This is a genomic window from Flavobacterium sp. NPDC079362 (assembly GCF_050267765.1).
Taxonomy (GTDB): Bacteria; Bacteroidota; Bacteroidia; order Flavobacteriales; family Flavobacteriaceae; genus Flavobacterium; species Flavobacterium azizsancarii.
Map to the genome: position 1 here is coordinate 1 of NZ_JBNNFM010000031.1, position 19957 is coordinate 19957.

A 19957-nucleotide genomic window follows, 5' to 3' on the forward strand; every position below is an offset into this window, starting at 1 on the left:
GCAATAAATATACAAACAAGATTAATCCTGTTAAGAATAATTTGTTAAGAACAAGACAAAAAAAAGTCGGAAGAAAAATCTTCCGACCATGACTACCTCAAAAGGGCGATTTTTTTTATTCGTTTTCGTCTAGATTTTCATTAAAGGCCGATGGTAATAAAGTTGGAATAAACTTGATCAGTATCGGTAATAATAAACTTCCGCCCGGAAGTAAGAATATGGTCAGTGACGGAATCGTTTTGCAAATATCTAAGAGTTGTTTTTTTACTTTCTTTTTTTCCTTGGCATCCAGATCTCTTGTTGTAGAGTAAGCCAGCAGGATCATTAATTCCTTACTCTGTATAATTTCCTTAACCAGTCTGTTTTTGTTTCTTACAATCAATTTTACAACGCTGTGCGTCATTTGATCGTAAAAGTGTTTTACCGGATTAGAATAATTAAAATATGGAATTTTCTTTTTATGAGTGGTAATAAAGCTATTGGTTGTATCAATACTTTTGGTTACAAAATCATCAGAAACGTTCATCATTGATCCCAATGAATATAAAAAGTAAGACTCTTCATTTTCTACAACACCATCGCTCCATAAAGCCATTCCGGCCATGTCGATTAAATAATATTGTTCGAGTTTATTACTAAAATAATCAAGCTGTAATGTTTCGAGGGTATCAACAGTAACTTTTGAAAATTTTGAATAACGTATCGAAGCTTCAAAAAGTTTAATCAGTAAATCATCGTGTTGCGATTTGATCGTTTTGGTTTTTAAAGCCAAAGCAACAATACCAAGAACAGTTTCTTCGATTCGTTTTAGATACTTTTCAGGAATTGCACCATGTTCCAGATATTGTCTGAAAGCCAGGACATCAATAAACAAAAGGGCATTGGTTACTAAGTGCGAAAAGTTTTTACTGATAATACTATCATTGGTCTGAACCCTTTGATCGATTATGTTTTCTAAAGATAGGGAAGGGGTATCTTTTGGAAGTAAAATTTTGAAGAGATTAAATCCTTCCGGATTCATTTCGTTGTAGAATTTTAAAACTGCGGTAATAAAAACAGTAGGTTCAAATGTTCTTTTTTCTAAACAAAAAACGCCGTATAAAGTATTTAATAGGGCAACTTTAGAAATTTCGGTTTTAAACCAGCCTTTTATAGGAATTGGAATTCGGGAATCAATAGTAATGATATGTCCATAAATAAAACCGGTTTCTCTGACTTTATAGTAAAACGAATCCGTAGTTTCAAAAGGAATTGCTTCTGAGAACTTTTGTTCGCTAAAAAACTTGTCTATCCAACCTGATGCTGATGGGTTAATCATTAACTTTTATTTATAGCTGCAAAGCTATATCTTTTTCTCGTTTTAGGATATATTTTAAATAAAATAACCACTAGATTTTTGTGAAAAATAGTGGTTATTTGTTTTTTTACTTGATGATTCCTGCGCAAGCTACTCTTCCGCCGGCATTTCCGGTAGGCTGAGTTGTAAAATCATCAGTTCCCTGATGTACAATTAAACCTTTTCCAAGAATGTCTTTAGTCTCATCACCACAACCAATGCACCATTCGTCAGTAGTTAATGTTATAGATCCATTACCTTTTGTATCAGCGGTAAAGTTTCCAATATCACCTTTATGATATTCTGCAACACCCCATTTTCCGTGTTTTTTGAAAGTTGGATTCCAGTGTCCGCCAGCAGAACTTCCGTCCGCAGAACTACAATCTGCTTTCTCGTGAATGTGTATAGCGTGAACTCCAGGTTGTAATCCAGACATTTTTGCAACAAATGTTACTTTACCATTTTTCTCCGTAAAAGTAGCTGTTCCTGCAACAGTACTATTGCTTTTTGGTTCCAGGGCGACAGTCAGCGTTTTGCTGTCACTTGATTTTGTACTAGTCTTACAACCAACTATTAAGGCCGTAATTATAGCGAAAGAAACAATTATTTTTTTCATGTGTGAGGCTTTTAAATTAAAGATTAAGTAAATTTAACATAAAATTCCGACATTGATTAACCCTAATCGTTAAAAAAATCCAAAACTATTGGTTGTAATTTAATACCTCTTTAAGTAAACAACCAGAAATTATTGCGTAATTTCGTATAACCTCAAATTCAAAATTCTATAAATAAATGTTTATTATTTTTTAATTTAATATATAAAATTATGAGGAAGAATATTTTAGTTTTGCTTTTTTTAGGAGTTGCCTTAATTTCATGTAATGCTACTAAAACTCAAAAAAATGATTCCGTTTCTAAACTCGACGGAACGTGGGAGCTCAATTATATCAGCGGTCCAAGAATTGCTTTTGATGGTTTATATCCAAACAAAAAACCAACCATAAATTTTAATGTAAAAGAAAATCAGGTTTCAGGAAATAGTAGTTGTAACTCTTTTACAGGAAAACTTGTTGTAACCGGCAATAAAATTGATTTTACGCAGCCAATGGCTATGACCAAAATGATGTGTATGGATGCGCAGCAAGGAGAGCAGGTTTTTATGAGTACGCTGCAAAAAATAACTTCGTATGATGTTACAGATGACGGAAAAACTTTAAACTTTATTTCCGGAGATATTGCCATGATGCGATTTACAAAAAAATAATATTTTCTTTTTTTATTCTATAAAAATATATTTATGAAAACTAAATTATCGCTTTTATTAGTGTTAGTATGCCTTTTAGCTGCTCCTGTTTATGCACAGCAAAAAACGAAGAAAGAATTAAAGGCAGAAAGTGACCTTAAGAAGCAAAGCGAAATTGAAGCTTTGATTGATTCTAAAAACTTTGTTTTCGAAGCGCAAAAAGTTAATCCGCAAGGCGGCAGATTAATTATTCTTAATAATAACAGCTACTTCTTAAATTTCAATACAGAGAAAACAACTTGTGATTTGCCATTTTTCGGACGTGCATTTAATGTTCCTTATGGTGGAGACGGGGGAATAAAATTTGAAGGTGTTCCGGAAAATATAAAAGTCGAGAAAAAAAAGAAAAATTATACTTTGAGAGCAACAGTGAAAGGAAAAGATGATGTTTATGATTTGATATTTTCTATCTTTTTTGATGGTGGAGCAACACTTTCTGTTAATAGCAATAACCGGGTATCAATCTCGTATGATGGAGAAATTAAAGCTCCTAAAGCTGCAGAAACTAAAAAATAAATTTTTTATTTAAGGGCGAATTCCCTAATTAATGGTTTTATTCTGTCTCTTTATAAATATTCGTTTTTTAGCTTGAAATATTTTGTCAGAAAAATTAGTATATTTGATAATGCATGAATCCTTTAATTAGTAACAAATTAAAATTTAAAACTATGAAAAAATTAAGTCTTATTCTTATTATGGCAATTGCCTCGTTTTCATCTTATGCTCAATCTTCGTTTAAGGAAGATATAGATGTTCTGCAAAGTATTTATGGTAAGTCGAAAAGTGATCTTGTAAAACAGTACATGAATTTGTCTGACACGCAATCTGCAGCTTTTACTAAAGTGTATGATAATTATGAAGTCGAGCGTAAAGCGCTTGGACAAACAAAATTTCAACTTATTAATGATTATGCAGTCAATTATGCTACTCTGACCGATGCAAAAGCAGATGAATTGGCAAAAGGAACTTTGAAAAATCATTTAGGATATGAAAAATTATACTCTAAAACTTATAATCAGGCTAAAAAAGCAGTTGGGGCAATAAATGCAGCTAAATTTCTTCAGTTAGAAGTGTATTTGCAAACCATAATTAGAGCTGAGATTCTCGAATCAATTCCTTTCATTGGTGAATTAGACAAATCAAAAGTTTAATCAACTTTTCCTGTAAATAGAAAAACGGCCAGTACTTAAGTATTGGCCGTTTTTTATTGTCTTTTTTTTAATGATTTATTTAGCTGTTTTAACTTTATAAATAGTATCAACCATACCGTCACGAGGCGTATCCAAAGGAAGTTCCCAGAACATGATTCCGCCCAGTTTTTTAGCTTTGGCATATTCAGCTTTTGCTTTTATAGAAGTTAAGTTGTCTCCCGTTGCAAATGTTTTCTCTTTCTCATTGTACCAGTAAGCAGCTTTAGCTTTATCATCCCAGAAATATTTCCAGCCATTTGCTTCTGTATAAGTGTCTGCAAAGCTTTTGAAAGAAACACCCTGAATGTGTTCTCCTGTCTGATATAAACCATTGTTTACGTTTTCTACATTCTTCCAGGTTCTGGTATAAAATGCACCACCAATAACTAATTTTTCAGCAGGAATCCCTTGCTTTAATAAAAATTCAACAGCTCTGTCTGTAGATTCTTCTTTAGGATTTGTACTGTACAAAGGAGTATGATGTCCTGTAACCGTAGAATATCCGTTTACTAAATCGTAGCTCATAATGTTGATACGATTTACTAGTGGAGCAACAGCTTTCCAGTCAACAGATTCATCTAAATATTTTTGGAAGCCTCCTGCAGCAAAACTCAATTCATATTTTTTGCCTAAAGTAGAACGTAAAATTTTGATTAATTCTGTAAAGTTAGGTTTGTCAGCAGCTTGGTATAAATGTCCTGGCAGTCCCTCAATTGCCGGATATTCCCAATCTAAATCTAAACCATCCACTTTAAAATAAGTGCTTACTTCCTTTACTGATTTAGCAAAAGTTAATCTTCCTTCAGCTGTAGAAAATGCCGCTGAACAAGGCTCACAACCTGCCCAACCACCAAGCGAAAGAAGAATTTTAAGCTGTGGATTAGATGCTTTCAAAGAAACTAAATGTTTAATTGTAGTTGAATCTTTAGGAGAATCAACGCTTAGTTTTCCGTCTTTTAAGTGACAAAAACTAAAGATAATCTGATCTAACTTGTTTACTTCGTAATCGTTAATGAGTTTATCATCGCCTGTGTAATAAGCAATGATGTCGATCTTTTTGTTTTTTTGTGCAAATGTACTTGACGTAAAGCTGCACAATAAAATCAGGGCAATCAGGTTAATTTGTTTCATTTTATGTTTTTTAAAGTTTTTAGAATGCTAAATATAGAACTTTTCGAATGAAATATGAACTAAATTGGCAAACAGTCTTAAGCTGATTTGTTACGTTTCTGGTTACAAAAATCAAGTTTATTGTGTTTAAATAGGATTTTTTTTTCTTTTTGACTAAATTTACAATACATCTCTATATAGATTATCAAAGTTATTTTTATAATAAAAAAAACTCCTTTATCTGAATCTAAGATTCAGAACAACTTTTGATAATAAGTGACAAACAATTTTACCATGAATAAAACTAAAAGCTCAAGTGTCTTTCAAACCAATTTTACAAAATCAGTTGCATTACCCAGTTTAGCTATAATTATTGCAATATCATTATTTTGTGTTTTTTTTTCGAAGGATACAGAGCAGGCACTTAATATTGTAAAAGAAATAATATTCAAGAATTTAAGCTGGCTTTATGTATTGCTGGTGACAGTTTTTGTGCTGTTTTTGATCACATTGGCAATAAGTAAATTTGGTAAAATCAAATTAGGTGCAGACGATTCAGAGCCTGAATATTCTTTTTTTTCCTGGGTAGCGATGCTTTTTGCCGCCGGAATGGGAATTGGTTTGATGTATTTTGGGGTAGGAGAAACGATGTCACATTATGCAACGCCGGCAAATGCCAATTTAGCAGATAATTTACGAGCAAAAGAAGCGCAATTGTATACCTTTTTTCATTGGGGTTTTCATGCTTGGTCGATATATGGGGTAGTTGGGCTGTCACTGGCGTATTTTGCTTACAGACATAATTTGCCTCTTGCAATCCGAAGCGGATTTTACCCGATTTTAAAAAATAGAATTCACGGAAAGTTTGGAAATATTGTTGATGTTTTTGGTTTGTGCAGTACCTTTTTTGGAATCGCTACGACGCTTGGTTTTGGTGTTGTTCAATTAAGTGCAGGATTATTAAGTCTTCATATAATTCCTGAATCCAGTTTTAATTATCAGATTATTATTGTTTTGGTAGTAATGGTAATTGCAGTTTCTTCTGCTATTTCTGGTTTAGGAAAAGGGGTTAAGAAATTAAGTGAATTAAACATTATTATGGCCGTTTTGTTAATGTTGTTTATACTTGTTTTTGGGCCAACGATATACATTTTAAGTACATTTACTGAAGGTTTGGGACATTATATAAGTCATTTTATTTCGCTTACTTTTAATACGTATGCTTATGAAAAAGGAAGCCAGGAATGGTTTTCAAAGTGGACTATTCTATATTGGGCCTGGTGGATTTCATGGGCGCCTTATGTTGGATTGTTTATTGCAAAAATTTCTAAAGGAAGAACTATAAGGGAGTTTATTCTGGCAGTATTATTTATTCCTGCTTTTTTTAATTTTCTATGGATGACCGTTTTTGGAAGTAGTGCAGTATGGATTGATGAACATGTAGCACATGGAGCTTTGAGCGAGTTTGCTAAAAATCCGGATACATTATTATTTAATTTCTTTACCTATTTTCCCTTTACTACCTTTTTGAATATCTTGTCGATTTTGATTATTTGCGTGTTTTTTATCACGTCAGCAGATTCTGGAATTTTTATAATGAATGGTATTGCATCAAAAGGAGCCATAAGTTTTCCGAAGTGGCAAAGTGTCTTTTGGGGTGTTTTATTATCGCTTTTATCGCTAAGTTTATTACATTCCGGAGGTTTGGCTTCTTTGCAGACAATGACATTGATTACTGCTTTGCCTTTTGGAATTATTATGGCGTTATTGTGTTATAATTTGTGGAAAGCATTGGTTGTTGATAGTGAATATAGTGAGAAAAAATATTCGCATGGAAGCCTAAATTGGAACAATAGCAATTGGAAAGAACATTTAGAAAAGATTGTAACGGTTTCTAAAAAGAAAGACATTCATAAATTTCTAAATGAAACGGTGAAAAAGGCTTTTGAAGAATTATTGGTGGAATTAGCGAAGAATAATATTGAAGCTCATATAAATACTTTTTCTTCGCCACAACAAGCTATTGAGTTAGAGATAAAATACGATCAATTGCGAAATTTTAAATATGGTGTAATGGCACAACCTCAGACTGTTTCTGAAACATTACTGAACGAGAAAAATACTCCGGATATAGATAAGGAATTCGTTTTTGAACCGATTACTTATTTTGGAGACCACCGTAAAGGATATGATATTCAATATTTGACTAAGGATGGAATTATATCAGATGTTCTAAGAGAATACGAACGTTTTTTAAACCTTAGCTCCGAGGGCGATCACGATTTGATTATGAAACCTAATAGTTAATTGTAAAAAAAATCTAACTGTACGTGTTTTAAACATGTTAGTTATATAAGATAACGTAAGTATTGTGTTTTAGTAAGCTGTGCAACTTATAATTATTTGAATAAGAAAATACAAGTGGTGTACTTTAAATATAAATTTAGGTAGGGTTATATAATGACGTAATAAAAGATAAACAGCATTCTCATTTTTTACGTGAACTTATGTAGTTTATCTGGTAAAATACTTTAAGGTTAAAAATAAAAAAATAAACCCGCACTGTTTCGGATAAGTGCGGGTTTAAACAAATTAAAAGCTAAAAACTATTTTTATATTAGAAGCAGTATTCGTTTTCTGCAACTAATTTATTAGTAATTGTTTCTCTCAATGCCACTACATTTGGCATATTAGTGTATTTTGTAAAACGACGTAATCCCATTAACATCATACGTTGTTCGTCACCTTCGGCAAAAGAAATAATTCCTTCTTTTCCTTTTTGAGTTACAATATCTACTGCTTTATACAAGTACAATTTTGCCATAGCAATTTGCTCTTGTACTTTATCTTCACCTTGATTTTTAGCTAATTTTTCAGTTCTAAGAATAGTACTTTCAGCCATATAGATTTCGATTAAGATATCAGAAGCAGCCATTAATAACTGTTGGTGAGCATCTAAATCCGGACCATATTTTTGAACTGCACTTCCTGCAACCATTAAGAAAACTTTTTTCAGGTTGGCAACAATCCCTTTTTCTTCAGCAAATAATTCAGAGAAATCAGGAGTGTCAAAAGATGGGATACCCATTAATTCTTCAGAAACTTTCATCGCAGGTCCTAATAAATCAACATGACCTTTCATTGCCTTTTTGATTAACATTCCCACAGAAAGCATTCTGTTAATTTCATTTGTACCTTCGTAAATACGAGCAATACGAGCATCTCTCCAGGCACTTTCCATTGGAGTATCTTCTGAGAATCCCATTCCACCAAAAATCTGAATTCCTTCGTCAGCACAATTCTGAACATCTTCAGAAACAGCAACCTTAAGGATAGAACATTCGATAGCATATTCTTCAACACCTTTTAGTTCAGCTTCCTGATGAGTTGTTCCTTCAGCTTCACGAGCGATAATTCTGTCTTCGATATTTTTTGCCGCACGGTAAGAAGCACTTTCACCTGCATAAGCACTTGTAGCCATTTCTGCTAATTTATAGCGGATGGCTCCAAAGCTTGAAATTGGTGTGTTGAATTGGATTCTTTCATTAGCATATTTTACAGCTCCGGAAGTTACTCTTCTTTGAGCATCAAGACATGCTGCTGCTAATTTAATACGACCAACGTTTAATGCGTTCATTGCAATTTTGAAACCGTTTCCTCTTTCAGACAACATGTTTTCAACAGGAACTTTCGTATCGTTAAAGAAAACCTGACGTGTAGATGAAGCGCGGATTCCTAATTTATGCTCTTCTTCATTCATAGAAATTCCGTTATCAGCAGTATTTTCTACGATGAAACCTGTAATATTTTTATCATCACCAATACGGGCAAAAACGATGAAAACGCTACAGAAACCTGCATTCGAAATCCACATTTTTTGACCTGTAATAGAGTAGTATTTTCCATCTTCAGATAAAACAGCTTTTGTTTTTCCTGAGTTTGCATCAGATCCTGCACCTGGCTCAGTCAAACAATAAGCTCCAAACCATTCTCCTGTAGCTAATTTAGGAACGTATTTTTTCTTTTGTTCTTCAGTTCCATAAAGTGTAATTGGCATAGTTCCAATTCCGGTGTGAGCACCAAAAGCAGTTGAGAAAGATCCTGTAGCACCAGAAATGTAATCGCAAACTAACATTGTAGATACAAATCCCATTCCTAATCCGCCATATTCTTCCGGAACAGCAACTCCTAGAAGTCCCAGTTCACCTGCTTTACGCATGCTTTCTTCTGTAAATGCGTAATCTTTTTTCTCAAAACGATTCTTGTTAGGCCAAATTTCTTTGTCTACAAACTCCTTTACAGAGTCACGCATCATTAATTGCTCTTCCGAAAAATCTTCTGGTGTAAAGATATCTTCGCATTTTGTTTCTTTAACTAAAAACTGACCACCACGGGTTACGTTTTTTTCGATTGTATCTGCCATTTTTATTTTTTTTAGAGAAAAGAAAATAGAATAAAGAGAATAGATTTTAGACTGAACGTTATTTTAATCCGTTTTGGAAGCCCATTGTCATTCTTTGAAATTCTTCTATTTTAATTTCTAATTGGTTAAATTGTGTTTCGTTTATATGTTTTCTATACTTTGCAATTAATAATTGTGTTATTAATTCAAATGAAGAACCTAGAGAAATATCTAAAAAATGACTGAAAGATTTATCAGTTCTTGATGAACCTTCAGCTATATTACTAGACATTGAAACAGAACATCTGCTTATTTGTGAACTTAAATCATACCTTTCATGTCTCGGAAAGTCTAGCAATAAATCTGAAATATCATTAGCAATTGAAATTCCCATTTGCCAAATCTTCAAATTCTTATAATTATGTCTCATGTTTTTTTACCAAGATAAGAAACTAAAGAATCATAAAGTAGGTTTTTTATTACTTTTAATAGATCTTTGCTCTTGTCTCTTTCATCTAAAAAACATCTATTCTCTTTATTCTATACTCTATTTTCTATTCTCTTCTTAAAGAACCTCGTAAATCCCCGCAGAACCTTGTCCAGTTCCCACACACATAGAAACGATTCCGTATTTATTACCTCTGCGTTTCATCTCGTCGAATAACTGAACAGAAAGTTTAGCTCCGGTACAACCCAGAGGATGTCCTAGTGCGATTGCTCCACCGTTTACGTTTACGATATCAGGATTTAAGCCTAACTCGCGAATTACAGCCAAAGACTGAGAAGCAAATGCCTCGTTTAATTCAACCAAATCAATATCTTTCAACTCTAAACCAGCTTGTTTCAACGCCTTCGGAATTGCTTTTACAGGACCAATACCCATGATTCTTGGTTCAACACCAGAAGAAGCAAAGTTTACCAGTCTTGCAATTGGCTCAAGGTTTAATTCTTTTACCATATCCTCGCTCATGATCAAAACAAAAGCGGCACCATCACTCATTTGAGAAGAGTTACCGGCAGTTACGCTTCCGTCAGCAGCAAAAACGGGTCTTAAACCTGCTAAAGCAGCAACAGAAGTTCCGGCTCTTGGGCCTTCGTCTTGTTTTACAACGTATGATTTAGTTTCTTTTTTACCATTTTCATTAACGAAAGTCTGCTCAACAGTAATAGGAACGATTTGTTTATCGAATTTACCTTCAGCTTGTGCTTTCAAGGCTTTCATATGAGAGTTATAAGCAAACTCATCCTGATCTTCTCTGGATATTTTATATTGATTGGCAACCGCTTCAGCAGTTAAACCCATTCCCCAGTAATAATCTTCGTGACCTGCAGCAGCAACTTTATAATCCGGAGTTGGTTTGTAACCTCCCATCGGAATAAAACTCATACTTTCGGCACCACCGGCGATGATACAATCTGCCATTCCTGATTGGATTTTTGCAGTTGCCATTCCGATAGTTTCAAGTCCAGATGCGCAATAACGGTTTACGGTTACACCAGGAACATCTTCAACTTTTAATCCCATCAGAGAGATTAAACGTCCAACGTTCAAACCTTGTTCTGCTTCCGGCATGGCATTTCCTACCATAACGTCATCGATACGTTTTTTGTCAAAATCAGGCAATTCAGCCATCATAAACTGAATAGTTTCTGCAGCTAATTCATCAGGTCTTTTAAATCTAAAAACCCCTTTTGGTGCTTTTCCTACCGCAGTACGGTAAGCTTTTACTATATATGCTGTTTTCATTTGTTTTTGTTTTTTAAGATTATAGAAAATAGATTATAGAAAATAGACTCAACACAGTCTTAAATCTATATTCTTTTCTCTTTATTCTATTTTTTAAGAGTATAGAAGATAGAGTATAGACTTTACTAAGTCTGAAATCTATATTCTATTCTCTTTGTTCTATTTTCTAATTTCTAAGTGGTTTTCCTTTTGTCAACATGTATTGAATTCTCTCTAAAGTCTTACGTTCTGTACATAAACTCAAGAAAGCTTCACGTTCGATATCTAATAAATATTGTTCAGATACTAAAGTTGCTTCAGATAAATCACCACCAGCCATAACATAAGCCAGTTTGTTAGCGATTTTTTTATCGTGCTCAGAAATATATTTTCCAGCTTCCATTTGGTCTGTTCCTACTAAGAACATTCCTAATGCTTGTTTTCCTAATACTTTCACATCAGTTCTTCTGATAGGTTGTGTATAACCCGCTTCAGCCATTAATAATGCATGTTTTTTAGCTTCAGCAATCTGACGATCTTTGTTTACTACTACAATATCTTTACCGTGTTGTAAAAGTCCATTGTCAAAAGCTTCGTACGCTGAAGTTGACACTTTTGCCATAGCGATAGTTAAGAAATACTCCTGAAGAACATTCAACTCCACATCATTTTTGTGAAATAAGTCAGAAGCTCTCAAAGCCATTTCTTTAGATCCACCACCGCCAGGAAGTACACCAACACCAAACTCAACTAATCCCATATAGGTTTCTGCAGCAGCAACCACTTTATCAGCGTGTAAGCTCATTTCGCATCCACCACCAAAAGTCATTCCGTGAGGTGCTACTACAACCGGAATTCCAGAATAACGAACGCGCATCATTGTGTCCTGGAACATTTTGATTGCCATGTTCAACTCGTCGTATTCCTGCTCAACGGCCATCATGAAAATCATTCCGATATTAGCCCCAACAGAGAAATTAGCTGCCTGGTTTCCAATAACTAAACCTTGGTATTCTTTTTCAGATAAGTCGATTGCTTTATTGATAGCAGCAAGTACGTCGCCACCAATAGTATTCATTTTTGATTGGAATTCTAAGTTCAAGATTCCATCTCCTAAATCTTGTATAATTGCACCACTATTGCTCCAAACTTTTTTGCTTTCGCGAATGTTGTTCAGGATAATGAATGAATCTTGTCCTGGAACTTTAGTTTGAGATTTTGTTGGAATGTTATAGAAATAAGTTGCTCCTTCTTTTACAGAGTAGAAACTTTCGCTTCCGGAAGCTAACATTTCGTTTACCCATGCAGCTGGCTCTAAACCTTCTGCTTTCATGATTTCGATTCCGTTTGCAACACCTATGGCGTCCCAAATTTCAAATGGACCATTTTCCCATCCGAAACCGGCTTTCATCGCATCATCAATTTTATATAATTCGTCTGAGATTTCAGGAATTCTGTTCGACACATAAGCAAACATTCCAGCGAAACTCTTACGGTAGAATTCTCCTGCTTTGTCCTTCCCTTTTACAAGAACTTTAAAACGGTTGATAGGTTTATCAATAGTTTTTGTTAGTTCAAGAGTAGCGAAGTTTGCTTTTTTAGCAGCACGATATTCTAGTGTATCTAAGTCCAGCGTAAGAATATCTTTGTCTACTTTTTTGTAGAAACCTTGTCCTGTTTTGCTTCCTAACCAATTGTTCTCCATCATTTTTGTGATGAAATCAGGAAGTTTAAACAATTCGTGTTGTTCGTCTGTCGGGCAGTTTTCATAAATACCATTGGCAACGTGCACCAAAGTATCTAATCCAACAACGTCAACAGTACGGAAAGTAGCCGATTTTGGACGACCAATAACAGGACCAGTCAATTTATCAACTTCTTCAATCGTTAATCCCATTTCTTTTACCAAGTGGAATAAACTCTGGATTCCGTAAATACCAATTCTATTTCCAATAAACGCCGGAGTATCTTTAGCAACAACAGATGTTTTTCCTAAAAATTTAGATCCGTATTCGTTTAAGAAATCCAATACTTCAGTTGAGGTTTTTGGACCAGGAATAATTTCAAATAACTTTAAGTAACGCGCAGGGTTAAAAAAGTGAGTTCCGCAAAAGTGTTGTTGAAAATCTTCGCTTCTTCCTTCGCTCATAAAATGAATTGGAATACCAGAAGTGTTTGAAGTAACCAAAGTTCCCGGTTTACGGAATTTCTCGATTTGTTCGAATACTAGTTTCTTAATATCCAAACGCTCTACTACAACCTCAATAATCCAGTCTACAGTAGCAATTTTAGCTATATCATAAGTAGTATTTCCAGTCGTAATTCTGTTTGCGAATTTCTGACTGTAAATAGGGGATGGTTTCGATTTTAATGAATTCGCCAAGTGCTCGTTTACAACTCGGTTGCGAACAACTTTACTTTCAAGCGTTAATCCTTTTTTAGTTTCAGCTTCTGTCAACTCGCGTGGTACGATGTCAAGCAGTAAAACTTCAACACCAATATTGGCAAAATGACAAGCTATTCCTGAACCCATAATTCCGGATCCAATTACAGCAACTTTTTTAATTGTGCGTTTCATAGAGTTAATATTTTGTTTTTTATTTGAATTTGAAATAGACCTTTATAAAAAATATCCCAGTCTATTCTTTTTCTAATTTTTCTGTTTGATTAAATATGTTTTTGTCCTGAATTAATTCATTGATGATTTCAGAAACTTCAATAAAATGTTTCAGTTTTTCGTCTGAAACATGTTTTCTGATTGTTTCATTAAATTTCAGAACCGTATTTTTAGATAAATCTCTTTTTTCTTTTCCAAATTCGGTCAGGTATATTAAAACACCACGGCCATCCGTTGGATTTTTTTTGCGAACAATCAAACCTTTGTCTTCCATTGATTTTAATGTTCTGGTCAGACTCGTCGCTTCCATTCCCATTCTTGGTCCTAAAGCGGTAGACGGAGTTCCTTCCTCTTTGTCAATACTCAAAAGCGCAAATCCGGTGGCCATTGTGGCATCGTATTTCGCAGCTTCTTCGTTGTACATTCTTGATACAGCCTGCCAGGTAGCTCTCAAAATATAATCTATTGTTTTCTCTTTCATATGTAACTATATCGATTTCAAATATAATCAAAAAATACTATGCATGCATATAATTTTGTGATAATTTTTTGGTTAGTAAAAAAATATCTCTGATTTAGAGCGGTTTATGGTTTAAAATTAATTGAAATATACTATTCTTTTTTGAGATTTTAACAAATTTTATGCTGTAAAAATTGTTTTATGGTTTTAATTTGGGAATAAATTCTACATATTGTAAAAAATCATGAGTTTAACTCAGTGTTATTTTCAGGCTCGTATCTTGAAAATGCTTTCTGGAGGATCTTTTTCATACGATTTCGTAAGTTTTCAGGCTTCAAAACTTCGATTCCGTCACCAAAGCCCAATAAAATACGCTCCATTTCATAATTAGGAGAAATCAACAAATGCACGATAATACTTTTGTCCTCATTTTCCTTAATTAATCTTTGAGTATTGTGCAAAGGCTTGGTTAAAACATAAGGTGCGTTTACAGCGTCTATCCAAAGTTCGATTTTTCTGGGCTGCAAACCTGTGTTTACAGTCACACCAATTACATTTTTATAAAAGAGTTCCGCATCAAAATCTTCTTCTAAATAAGGAAGATTAAAATCATAATCTATCGCTATAATTCTGTCCAAAGCCAAATTACTAATGGGCTGAGAACCTTTTTTCTTGCCTATCAAAAACCACCTGTTATTGAATTCCTTTAAGATAAAAGGATGAAAATGAAATTTACTTTCCTCTCTCGATTTAAAAGACTTATACGTAATCACCAGAACAATCTTCTTGATAATCGCCTGATACACTTCATCCAGATAATGCAAACCTTTTAATCCTTCGTTTTTGTCCAGGTAAATAACCGGTTTGGTATGCGATTTCTCAGAATAGATTTTATCTTCTAAACGCTGCAGAATATCCGATACGTCGCTAAACAAAGAGAAATCCTTAAACTGTTTCAACATCGAAACCGTTTCTGTCAAAACATTCATATCCGTTTCCGTCAGCGGAATATCGGTTATCGTAAATTCTTCGTCTTCATATTTATAATACTTCTTATCATAAACTACGATTGGCGCATTATAACCCAGTTTTTCACTTCGCATTAGCTGAATATCCATTTGGATTGTTCGTTTGCTAATTGGGTTTTCGCGGCCTTCATATTCAAACAAAGCTTCAGAACAGCATTCTATTAAATCGTCTAAAGTCCATTGTCTGTATTTATTCTGCAGGCATTTGTCAATGGTTTTGTACCGTATTAAGGCATTTTTGTTTTGTGACATAATTTTTGTTTTTTTTGCTGCAAAGGCTCTAAGACGCTAAGTTTTTTTAATGCTACAGATTAAAAGATTAAAAGGATAAAAATCTCCTAAATCTGCGTGAAACAAAACTTTGCGTTATTTTATTAAATTTTTTTATTCCAATTTTCTCGTTCGTATTATCGTAGAGACGCACAGCAGTGCGTCTAACACATCGTAACCACAATTAATTCCTCGAAGCAAACCTGACAGGTTTAACAACGGGAATATCTACGTCAATAATAAAATTTCCTTTTCAATATTGAATCGCGCTTTCTCTTCATATAAATCCCTAAATTCTTCCGTCTGAAAAATAAATTCATTTTCCAGAAAATGTTTCAAAGCTTTCGCTCTTCCGGGTTTGTAGAGGAAATCAGGATAAATGCTGTATTCTTTTCTGATTTGTTCAAAGTAGATTTTATACTCTTCCCAATCGCGGGCGAGAATCTTTAAATCAAAATCTATTAACCAATTGATATCTTCATTGGTATTATGTTGATGTTGTTGCGTTGCACAAATAGCATCAAAAACCAATTGTTTATCCAATTGGATATTTTCGGGCAAAATTGACAAAGCATATTCGGCACTTCTAAGTTCATTGTCTTTTTTACTGCTCTTATAAATGTAATCGTGATAGAAAATAGAGAATAATACTTCGTTTGGCAATTTGAGTTTGTCAAAGTAGGTTTCATAACATTCGATCATATCTTCTAAATGCTTTAGATTATGATAATGTCTTGATTTATTGGAATAAGCCTTTTCTAAATCAGTCCAATTCTGTTGAATTTCATTTGCTGAAAAGCCAATATTTGTGAGTAATTCAGAATAAATTTTCTGTAAATTCATATTGTTTTTTTGTTTAATCTTTTGTAAAAGTCTACGGGAGCGTAATATTTATAGACAATTATATTTCGAATTGTAATTAGCTCCAGCGGAGCAATATGTTTATAGCTAATTTCACATTGTTCGGCATTAAGCTTCATCGGAGCGGAATATGTATAGCAATTTATTAGAAGAGAATCAAAAGCTCCAGCGGTGCGATACTTCGGCTTTTATGTTTTATCAATAAAATATGTCACCCTGCTGGGGTTCTTGAAATGCTTTTGGAAAATTGCTATAAATATTTCGTCCCTCTGGGACTTTATTGGTTTTATTAAATCTAAAAAAAAATATAAATGTGCCGTCCTTAATGGGACTTACACGATTTTGCTAAATAAATCTTTACTCAAATATAAAATTCTTTTTTTACTGCGCAAAATAATTGCGTAGTAGTTCTGAAATCTTTGTAATGTCAAAACGAAAGACCTTGTAGCTTAAAAGGAAAAGCCTATAGAAAAATTACTGACTATAGAGTTTGCGGATATTCCGGTTAGACCCGAGCGGACTAATGGGTAGAATTTACAGAAGCACCGAAATCGTTAGGGAAAGTAGGGAAGCGTATTTAGAGCCGCAATGCCCGAAAGGGAATATGAGTTCGAATCTCATCAGGGTCACAAAAAAAGAAATTTGTACTACGCAGAATAATTGCGCAGTAATATAGAAATCTTTGTTTAAGAAATAAAACAAGTTCATTGAAATAAAAAATTGGGTTAACAAGGTCAAGTTTAAGTTACTTCTAAAACTTTCCAACGTACTACTTACACCATTACCGGTTAACACAATTTAAAATGAGGCAGTAGCTCAGCGGTTAGAGCAGGTAGTTTTGTAATTATCAATAAAAGGTCAATCAAAACTTACTTCGTACACTTTTAATGTCCGGGTCATGGGTTCGAATCCCATCTGCTTCACAATTAATGGTCAATTAAAACTTACTTCAGAACATTGGTAACTTCCGGTTCGAGTCCGGCAAGTTTTAAAATCATCATTAATAAAAAAAACGAGGATCAAGATTAACTTACTTCTTAGGGGAAACCCATCTGATAAAACAGTTCATCAATTACACTCCAATTTCAGGTCAAGTGTTTCTTACTTCAAAATCTTTTTGGTAGAATCAGAAACACAATTATCTAAATTTTAAAAATTAAAAAAATGAAAACACAAGAATTATTAAAAATCAGTTTGCGTCAAAACGCTATTTTCATTCCATCAGAAATGATTGCGAATGATATTAAAAAATTATCAGGATCAACATCGGTTTTAGTAGCCAATGTTTCGAAACTTGGATTTACATTTTCCGAATCGTTATTACACGCTTTAAATAATATAAACCCAAATTATAAAATAGAAGTTTTAGATGTTCTAAAGGAAGTTTTGGGAACAGATAAAAACTGGACACCTTTAGTAAAAGAATGGCATATTCCAACAGGAGAAACTGTTTTGGATCATGTTGCAACTTTTTTTGCCAACGTTTTTAAAACGAATAACGGAACAACTTTGCAATGCGGACATATTATCCCAAACAATACATTTCCTTTAGAACGATACAATGGCTGTCCGTTTTGCGGAACTCCCTTTGAATTTGGTAAAATCGAAAATTACGGACAAGGAAGTAAATTGAAAGTATTGGATTTATGGACAGAAACAGAATTAGAAGATTTCTATAAATTGTTATTACAATCTAAAACCGCTCTTGATGCTACACAAGCAGATAGTTTAAAAATCGCATTAAAATATTTGCCTTTGCCAAAAACAGAGATCGCGATCAAAGAAACTTTGATGTTGGTAATCGATGTTTTAATCGAAGAAGGTCAGGCCGAAAAGGCTTCTCAGTATTTTAAATCTCCAACCGATATCTTAAGATATTTGTGGTTCAAGAATACAGGATTGCTGCAAATTATCGAGCCAAAAACGATTATCAAAAGAACATCAAAAAATGCCCAGCATTTTGTTGGATTCTTAGATACAAGTGCGCAATCTAAAATCGCAGCGACAAAAGATTTGAAACTTAAATATTCCCGAAAAGAATGTTTAATGGTTGCATCTTGGTTGAACAATCTTGATATGGATGTGGAGACAATCTGCGAAATCATGCACCCGAAAAGAGGAATGTGGGTTCGTTTTATCAGAGCGTTGCGTTTGGCAGAATATAGCAAAAGAAAAGGCTTTGAAAAATTGGCTTTTTTGATGGATGTGTTTTACAATCAGGTATATGATGTTTGGCAAAGTAAAGTAAACACGTCGAGATTGAAATTTGATGCTGATAAAACATTTGCATTATTAAAACAACGTCCGGGATTGTTTGCGCGTTCCTTATTCTCGAATATGTTATGGTTTGGTGCAGACGAAACGTTAGCGCATTTTACAGAAATTATCGATAAAGTTCCGGCAAGATTGGTATTTACATTAAACATGTATGCTCAAAATTATTTTGATAAAAACATGCAAAGAAGTGTGAAACCTTTGGGCGGAACAAACAAACGAATTGCACCAAATGGTTTATTGAATTTGTACGACGACGCGCAATTAGAAGCGATGAAAAATCAAATCGAAGAGTTGTGTTTATTGGCCATGAAAAAGAGATTTGCAGCAATTGCAAACCCGAATAAAACGATCTATATTGATCCGCAATTGTTTAATATGCCAGTTTCTATAGGAGATCGAAGCGAGAATGTTCAGGATTTACCGGTGGCTTTAATGGGAACACGTTTCCCGATTGAAGGTAACGAAGTGCGATTGTTCATGCAATGGGGTAAAGACTTGCCTGCACAACACCTGGATATGGATTTGAGCTGTCATATTGCCTATGAAGATAAAGCCGATATGTGTTCGTACAGCCGATTGGAAACAATAGGTTGTCAACATAGCGGTGATATCAGAAGTATTCCGAATAAAATTGGAACGGCAGAATATATCAACATCAACATTGATGACTTGGCGAAAGCCAACGCCAAATTTGTAACTTTTACTTGTAATGCATACAGCAACGGAAGTATTACGCCAAATCTTATTGTAGGTTGGATGAATAGTAAACACCCAATGAAAATCTCCGAAAAAACCGGAGTGGCTTACGATCCGTCGTGTGTAGATCATCAGGTTCGTGTGATGCAAAATGTTGCCAAAGGTTTGGTTTTTGGAGTGTTGGATGTAGCCAAAAGAGAAATCGTTTGGTTAGAGATGACATTTGGAGGTCAGGTTGTTCAAGGTTTGGATTTTAAAGGAGTTCAGGCATTATTGGCAAAACTAAGCAGTAAATTGAATATTGGTAGTTTGTTACAACTCAAAGCAGAAGCCCAGGGTTTAACAATTACCGAAGATCAAAATGCCGATGAGGTTTACGATGCAAAATGGGCGATAAATGCTGCGGCAGTTACACAATTATTAATAGATTAGGGAGAACGGGGTAATCCCGATAGCCATCGGGACAGAGGTGCAAAGGTTTAACGTTCAGAGGCGCAAAGGCGTAAAAGGACATAGTTTTGTTGTAGAGGCGCACTGCAGTGCGTCTTCGCACAGTTTGTCATTTCTCTCCCGAAGCTTCGGGAGAGAAATCACACGCGTAACTCTACAAAGATTGGCGACATACTGTACAGAGTTTCTAGTGTGATTTCTCTCTTCGGTCGAAATGACAAACAGTACAAT

15 protein-coding genes and 1 tRNA gene are annotated in these 19957 nt (G+C 34.2%); 6 read left to right on the forward strand and 10 right to left on the reverse strand.

Annotation, left to right across the window (positions count from 1 at the left end):
* Positions 1–115: 115 nt before the first annotated feature.
* Positions 116–1318, reverse strand: coding sequence for an LETM1-related biofilm-associated protein (locus tag ACQKCJ_RS19985; protein ID WP_271338675.1), 1203 nt, complete (start codon positions 1316–1318; stop codon positions 116–118).
* Positions 1319–1424: 106 nt separating this feature from the next.
* A complete protein-coding gene (locus ACQKCJ_RS19990; protein ID WP_427402776.1) occupies positions 1425–1952 on the reverse strand; it encodes a superoxide dismutase family protein in 528 nt (175 codons plus the stop codon).
* Between the two features lie 210 nt (positions 1953–2162).
* Here ACQKCJ_RS19990 and ACQKCJ_RS19995 point away from each other — a divergent pair, with 210 nt between their 5' ends.
* From ACQKCJ_RS19995 to ACQKCJ_RS20005, 3 genes are all read left to right on the forward strand, one after another.
* Positions 2163–2600 carry an META domain-containing protein gene (locus tag ACQKCJ_RS19995; protein ID WP_427402777.1) on the forward strand — a complete coding sequence of 146 codons (438 nt, stop codon included), beginning with the start codon at positions 2163–2165 and terminating at the stop codon, positions 2598–2600.
* Positions 2601–2633: 33 nt separating this feature from the next.
* Positions 2634–3155 (forward strand): DUF4251 domain-containing protein, encoded by a 522-nt coding sequence (locus tag ACQKCJ_RS20000; protein ID WP_427402778.1) that lies wholly within the window; start codon positions 2634–2636, stop codon positions 3153–3155.
* A 152-nt stretch (positions 3156–3307) separates the two neighbouring features.
* Positions 3308–3790, forward strand: coding sequence for a hypothetical protein (locus ACQKCJ_RS20005; protein ID WP_427402779.1), 483 nt, complete (start codon positions 3308–3310; stop codon positions 3788–3790).
* Positions 3791–3865: 75 nt separating this feature from the next.
* On the opposite strand, the gene ACQKCJ_RS20010 is transcribed toward ACQKCJ_RS20005, so the two are convergent.
* Positions 3866–4960: a glycoside hydrolase family 18 protein gene (locus ACQKCJ_RS20010; RefSeq protein WP_427402780.1), complete on the reverse strand. Its 1095-nt coding sequence runs from the start codon at positions 4958–4960 to the stop codon at positions 3866–3868.
* Between the two features lie 273 nt (positions 4961–5233).
* Between ACQKCJ_RS20010 and ACQKCJ_RS20015 the strand changes: the two genes are divergently transcribed.
* The gene (locus tag ACQKCJ_RS20015) at positions 5234–7246 is read left to right on the forward strand and encodes a BCCT family transporter (protein ID WP_427402781.1); all 2013 of its coding nucleotides are present in this window, start codon (positions 5234–5236) and stop codon (positions 7244–7246) included.
* A gap of 310 nt (positions 7247–7556) precedes the next feature.
* On the opposite strand, the gene ACQKCJ_RS20020 is transcribed toward ACQKCJ_RS20015, so the two are convergent.
* The 7 genes from ACQKCJ_RS20020 to ACQKCJ_RS20050 form a co-directional block, all read right to left on the reverse strand.
* Complete coding sequence (locus ACQKCJ_RS20020) at positions 7557–9362, reverse strand: acyl-CoA dehydrogenase family protein (RefSeq protein WP_427402782.1); 1806 nt, start codon at positions 9360–9362, stop codon at positions 7557–7559.
* Between the two features lie 58 nt (positions 9363–9420).
* Positions 9421–9771, reverse strand: coding sequence for a four helix bundle protein (locus ACQKCJ_RS20025; protein ID WP_427402783.1), 351 nt, complete (start codon positions 9769–9771; stop codon positions 9421–9423).
* Positions 9772–9906: 135 nt separating this feature from the next.
* The gene (locus tag ACQKCJ_RS20030; RefSeq protein ID WP_427402784.1) at positions 9907–11088 is read right to left on the reverse strand and encodes an acetyl-CoA C-acyltransferase; all 1182 of its coding nucleotides are present in this window, start codon (positions 11086–11088) and stop codon (positions 9907–9909) included.
* A 166-nt stretch (positions 11089–11254) separates the two neighbouring features.
* Positions 11255–13645 (reverse strand): 3-hydroxyacyl-CoA dehydrogenase/enoyl-CoA hydratase family protein, encoded by a 2391-nt coding sequence (locus ACQKCJ_RS20035; protein WP_427402785.1) that lies wholly within the window; start codon positions 13643–13645, stop codon positions 11255–11257.
* 61 nt (positions 13646–13706) lie between these two features.
* The gene (locus ACQKCJ_RS20040; RefSeq protein ID WP_194615770.1) at positions 13707–14165 is read right to left on the reverse strand and encodes a MarR family winged helix-turn-helix transcriptional regulator; all 459 of its coding nucleotides are present in this window, start codon (positions 14163–14165) and stop codon (positions 13707–13709) included.
* A 221-nt stretch (positions 14166–14386) separates the two neighbouring features.
* The gene (locus ACQKCJ_RS20045) at positions 14387–15424 is read right to left on the reverse strand and encodes a helix-turn-helix transcriptional regulator (RefSeq protein ID WP_427402786.1); all 1038 of its coding nucleotides are present in this window, start codon (positions 15422–15424) and stop codon (positions 14387–14389) included.
* A gap of 246 nt (positions 15425–15670) precedes the next feature.
* A complete protein-coding gene (locus ACQKCJ_RS20050; protein ID WP_427402787.1) occupies positions 15671–16285 on the reverse strand; it encodes an HD domain-containing protein in 615 nt (204 codons plus the stop codon).
* A gap of 823 nt (positions 16286–17108) precedes the next feature.
* Between ACQKCJ_RS20050 and ACQKCJ_RS20055 the strand changes: the two genes are divergently transcribed.
* Positions 17109–17226: transfer RNA gene (locus ACQKCJ_RS20055), tRNA-OTHER, on the forward strand.
* Between the two features lie 241 nt (positions 17227–17467).
* Positions 17468–19708 (forward strand): hypothetical protein, encoded by a 2241-nt coding sequence (locus tag ACQKCJ_RS20060; protein ID WP_427402788.1) that lies wholly within the window; start codon positions 17468–17470, stop codon positions 19706–19708.
* Positions 19709–19957 lie beyond the last annotated feature (249 nt).

What these genes read in the sequence shown, in the direction of transcription:
- ACQKCJ_RS19985 (WP_271338675.1), bottom strand. Translation starts at nt 1,318, where the DNA reads ATGATTAACCCATCAGCATCAGGTTGGATAGACAAGTTTTTTAGCGAA.
- ACQKCJ_RS19990 (WP_427402776.1), bottom strand. Translation starts at nt 1,952, where the DNA reads ATGAAAAAAATAATTGTTTCTTTCGCTATAATTACGGCCTTAATAGTT.
- ACQKCJ_RS19995 (WP_427402777.1), top strand. Translation starts at nt 2,163, where the DNA reads ATGAGGAAGAATATTTTAGTTTTGCTTTTTTTAGGAGTTGCCTTAATT.
- ACQKCJ_RS20000 (WP_427402778.1), top strand. Translation starts at nt 2,634, where the DNA reads ATGAAAACTAAATTATCGCTTTTATTAGTGTTAGTATGCCTTTTAGCT.
- ACQKCJ_RS20005 (WP_427402779.1), top strand. Translation starts at nt 3,308, where the DNA reads ATGAAAAAATTAAGTCTTATTCTTATTATGGCAATTGCCTCGTTTTCA.
- ACQKCJ_RS20010 (WP_427402780.1), bottom strand. Translation starts at nt 4,960, where the DNA reads ATGAAACAAATTAACCTGATTGCCCTGATTTTATTGTGCAGCTTTACG.
- ACQKCJ_RS20015 (WP_427402781.1), top strand. Translation starts at nt 5,234, where the DNA reads ATGAATAAAACTAAAAGCTCAAGTGTCTTTCAAACCAATTTTACAAAA.
- ACQKCJ_RS20020 (WP_427402782.1), bottom strand. Translation starts at nt 9,362, where the DNA reads ATGGCAGATACAATCGAAAAAAACGTAACCCGTGGTGGTCAGTTTTTA.
- ACQKCJ_RS20025 (WP_427402783.1), bottom strand. Translation starts at nt 9,771, where the DNA reads ATGAGACATAATTATAAGAATTTGAAGATTTGGCAAATGGGAATTTCA.
- ACQKCJ_RS20030 (WP_427402784.1), bottom strand. Translation starts at nt 11,088, where the DNA reads ATGAAAACAGCATATATAGTAAAAGCTTACCGTACTGCGGTAGGAAAA.
- ACQKCJ_RS20035 (WP_427402785.1), bottom strand. Translation starts at nt 13,645, where the DNA reads ATGAAACGCACAATTAAAAAAGTTGCTGTAATTGGATCCGGAATTATG.
- ACQKCJ_RS20040 (WP_194615770.1), bottom strand. Translation starts at nt 14,165, where the DNA reads ATGAAAGAGAAAACAATAGATTATATTTTGAGAGCTACCTGGCAGGCT.
- ACQKCJ_RS20045 (WP_427402786.1), bottom strand. Translation starts at nt 15,424, where the DNA reads ATGTCACAAAACAAAAATGCCTTAATACGGTACAAAACCATTGACAAA.
- ACQKCJ_RS20050 (WP_427402787.1), bottom strand. Translation starts at nt 16,285, where the DNA reads ATGAATTTACAGAAAATTTATTCTGAATTACTCACAAATATTGGCTTT.
- ACQKCJ_RS20060 (WP_427402788.1), top strand. Translation starts at nt 17,468, where the DNA reads ATGAAAACACAAGAATTATTAAAAATCAGTTTGCGTCAAAACGCTATT.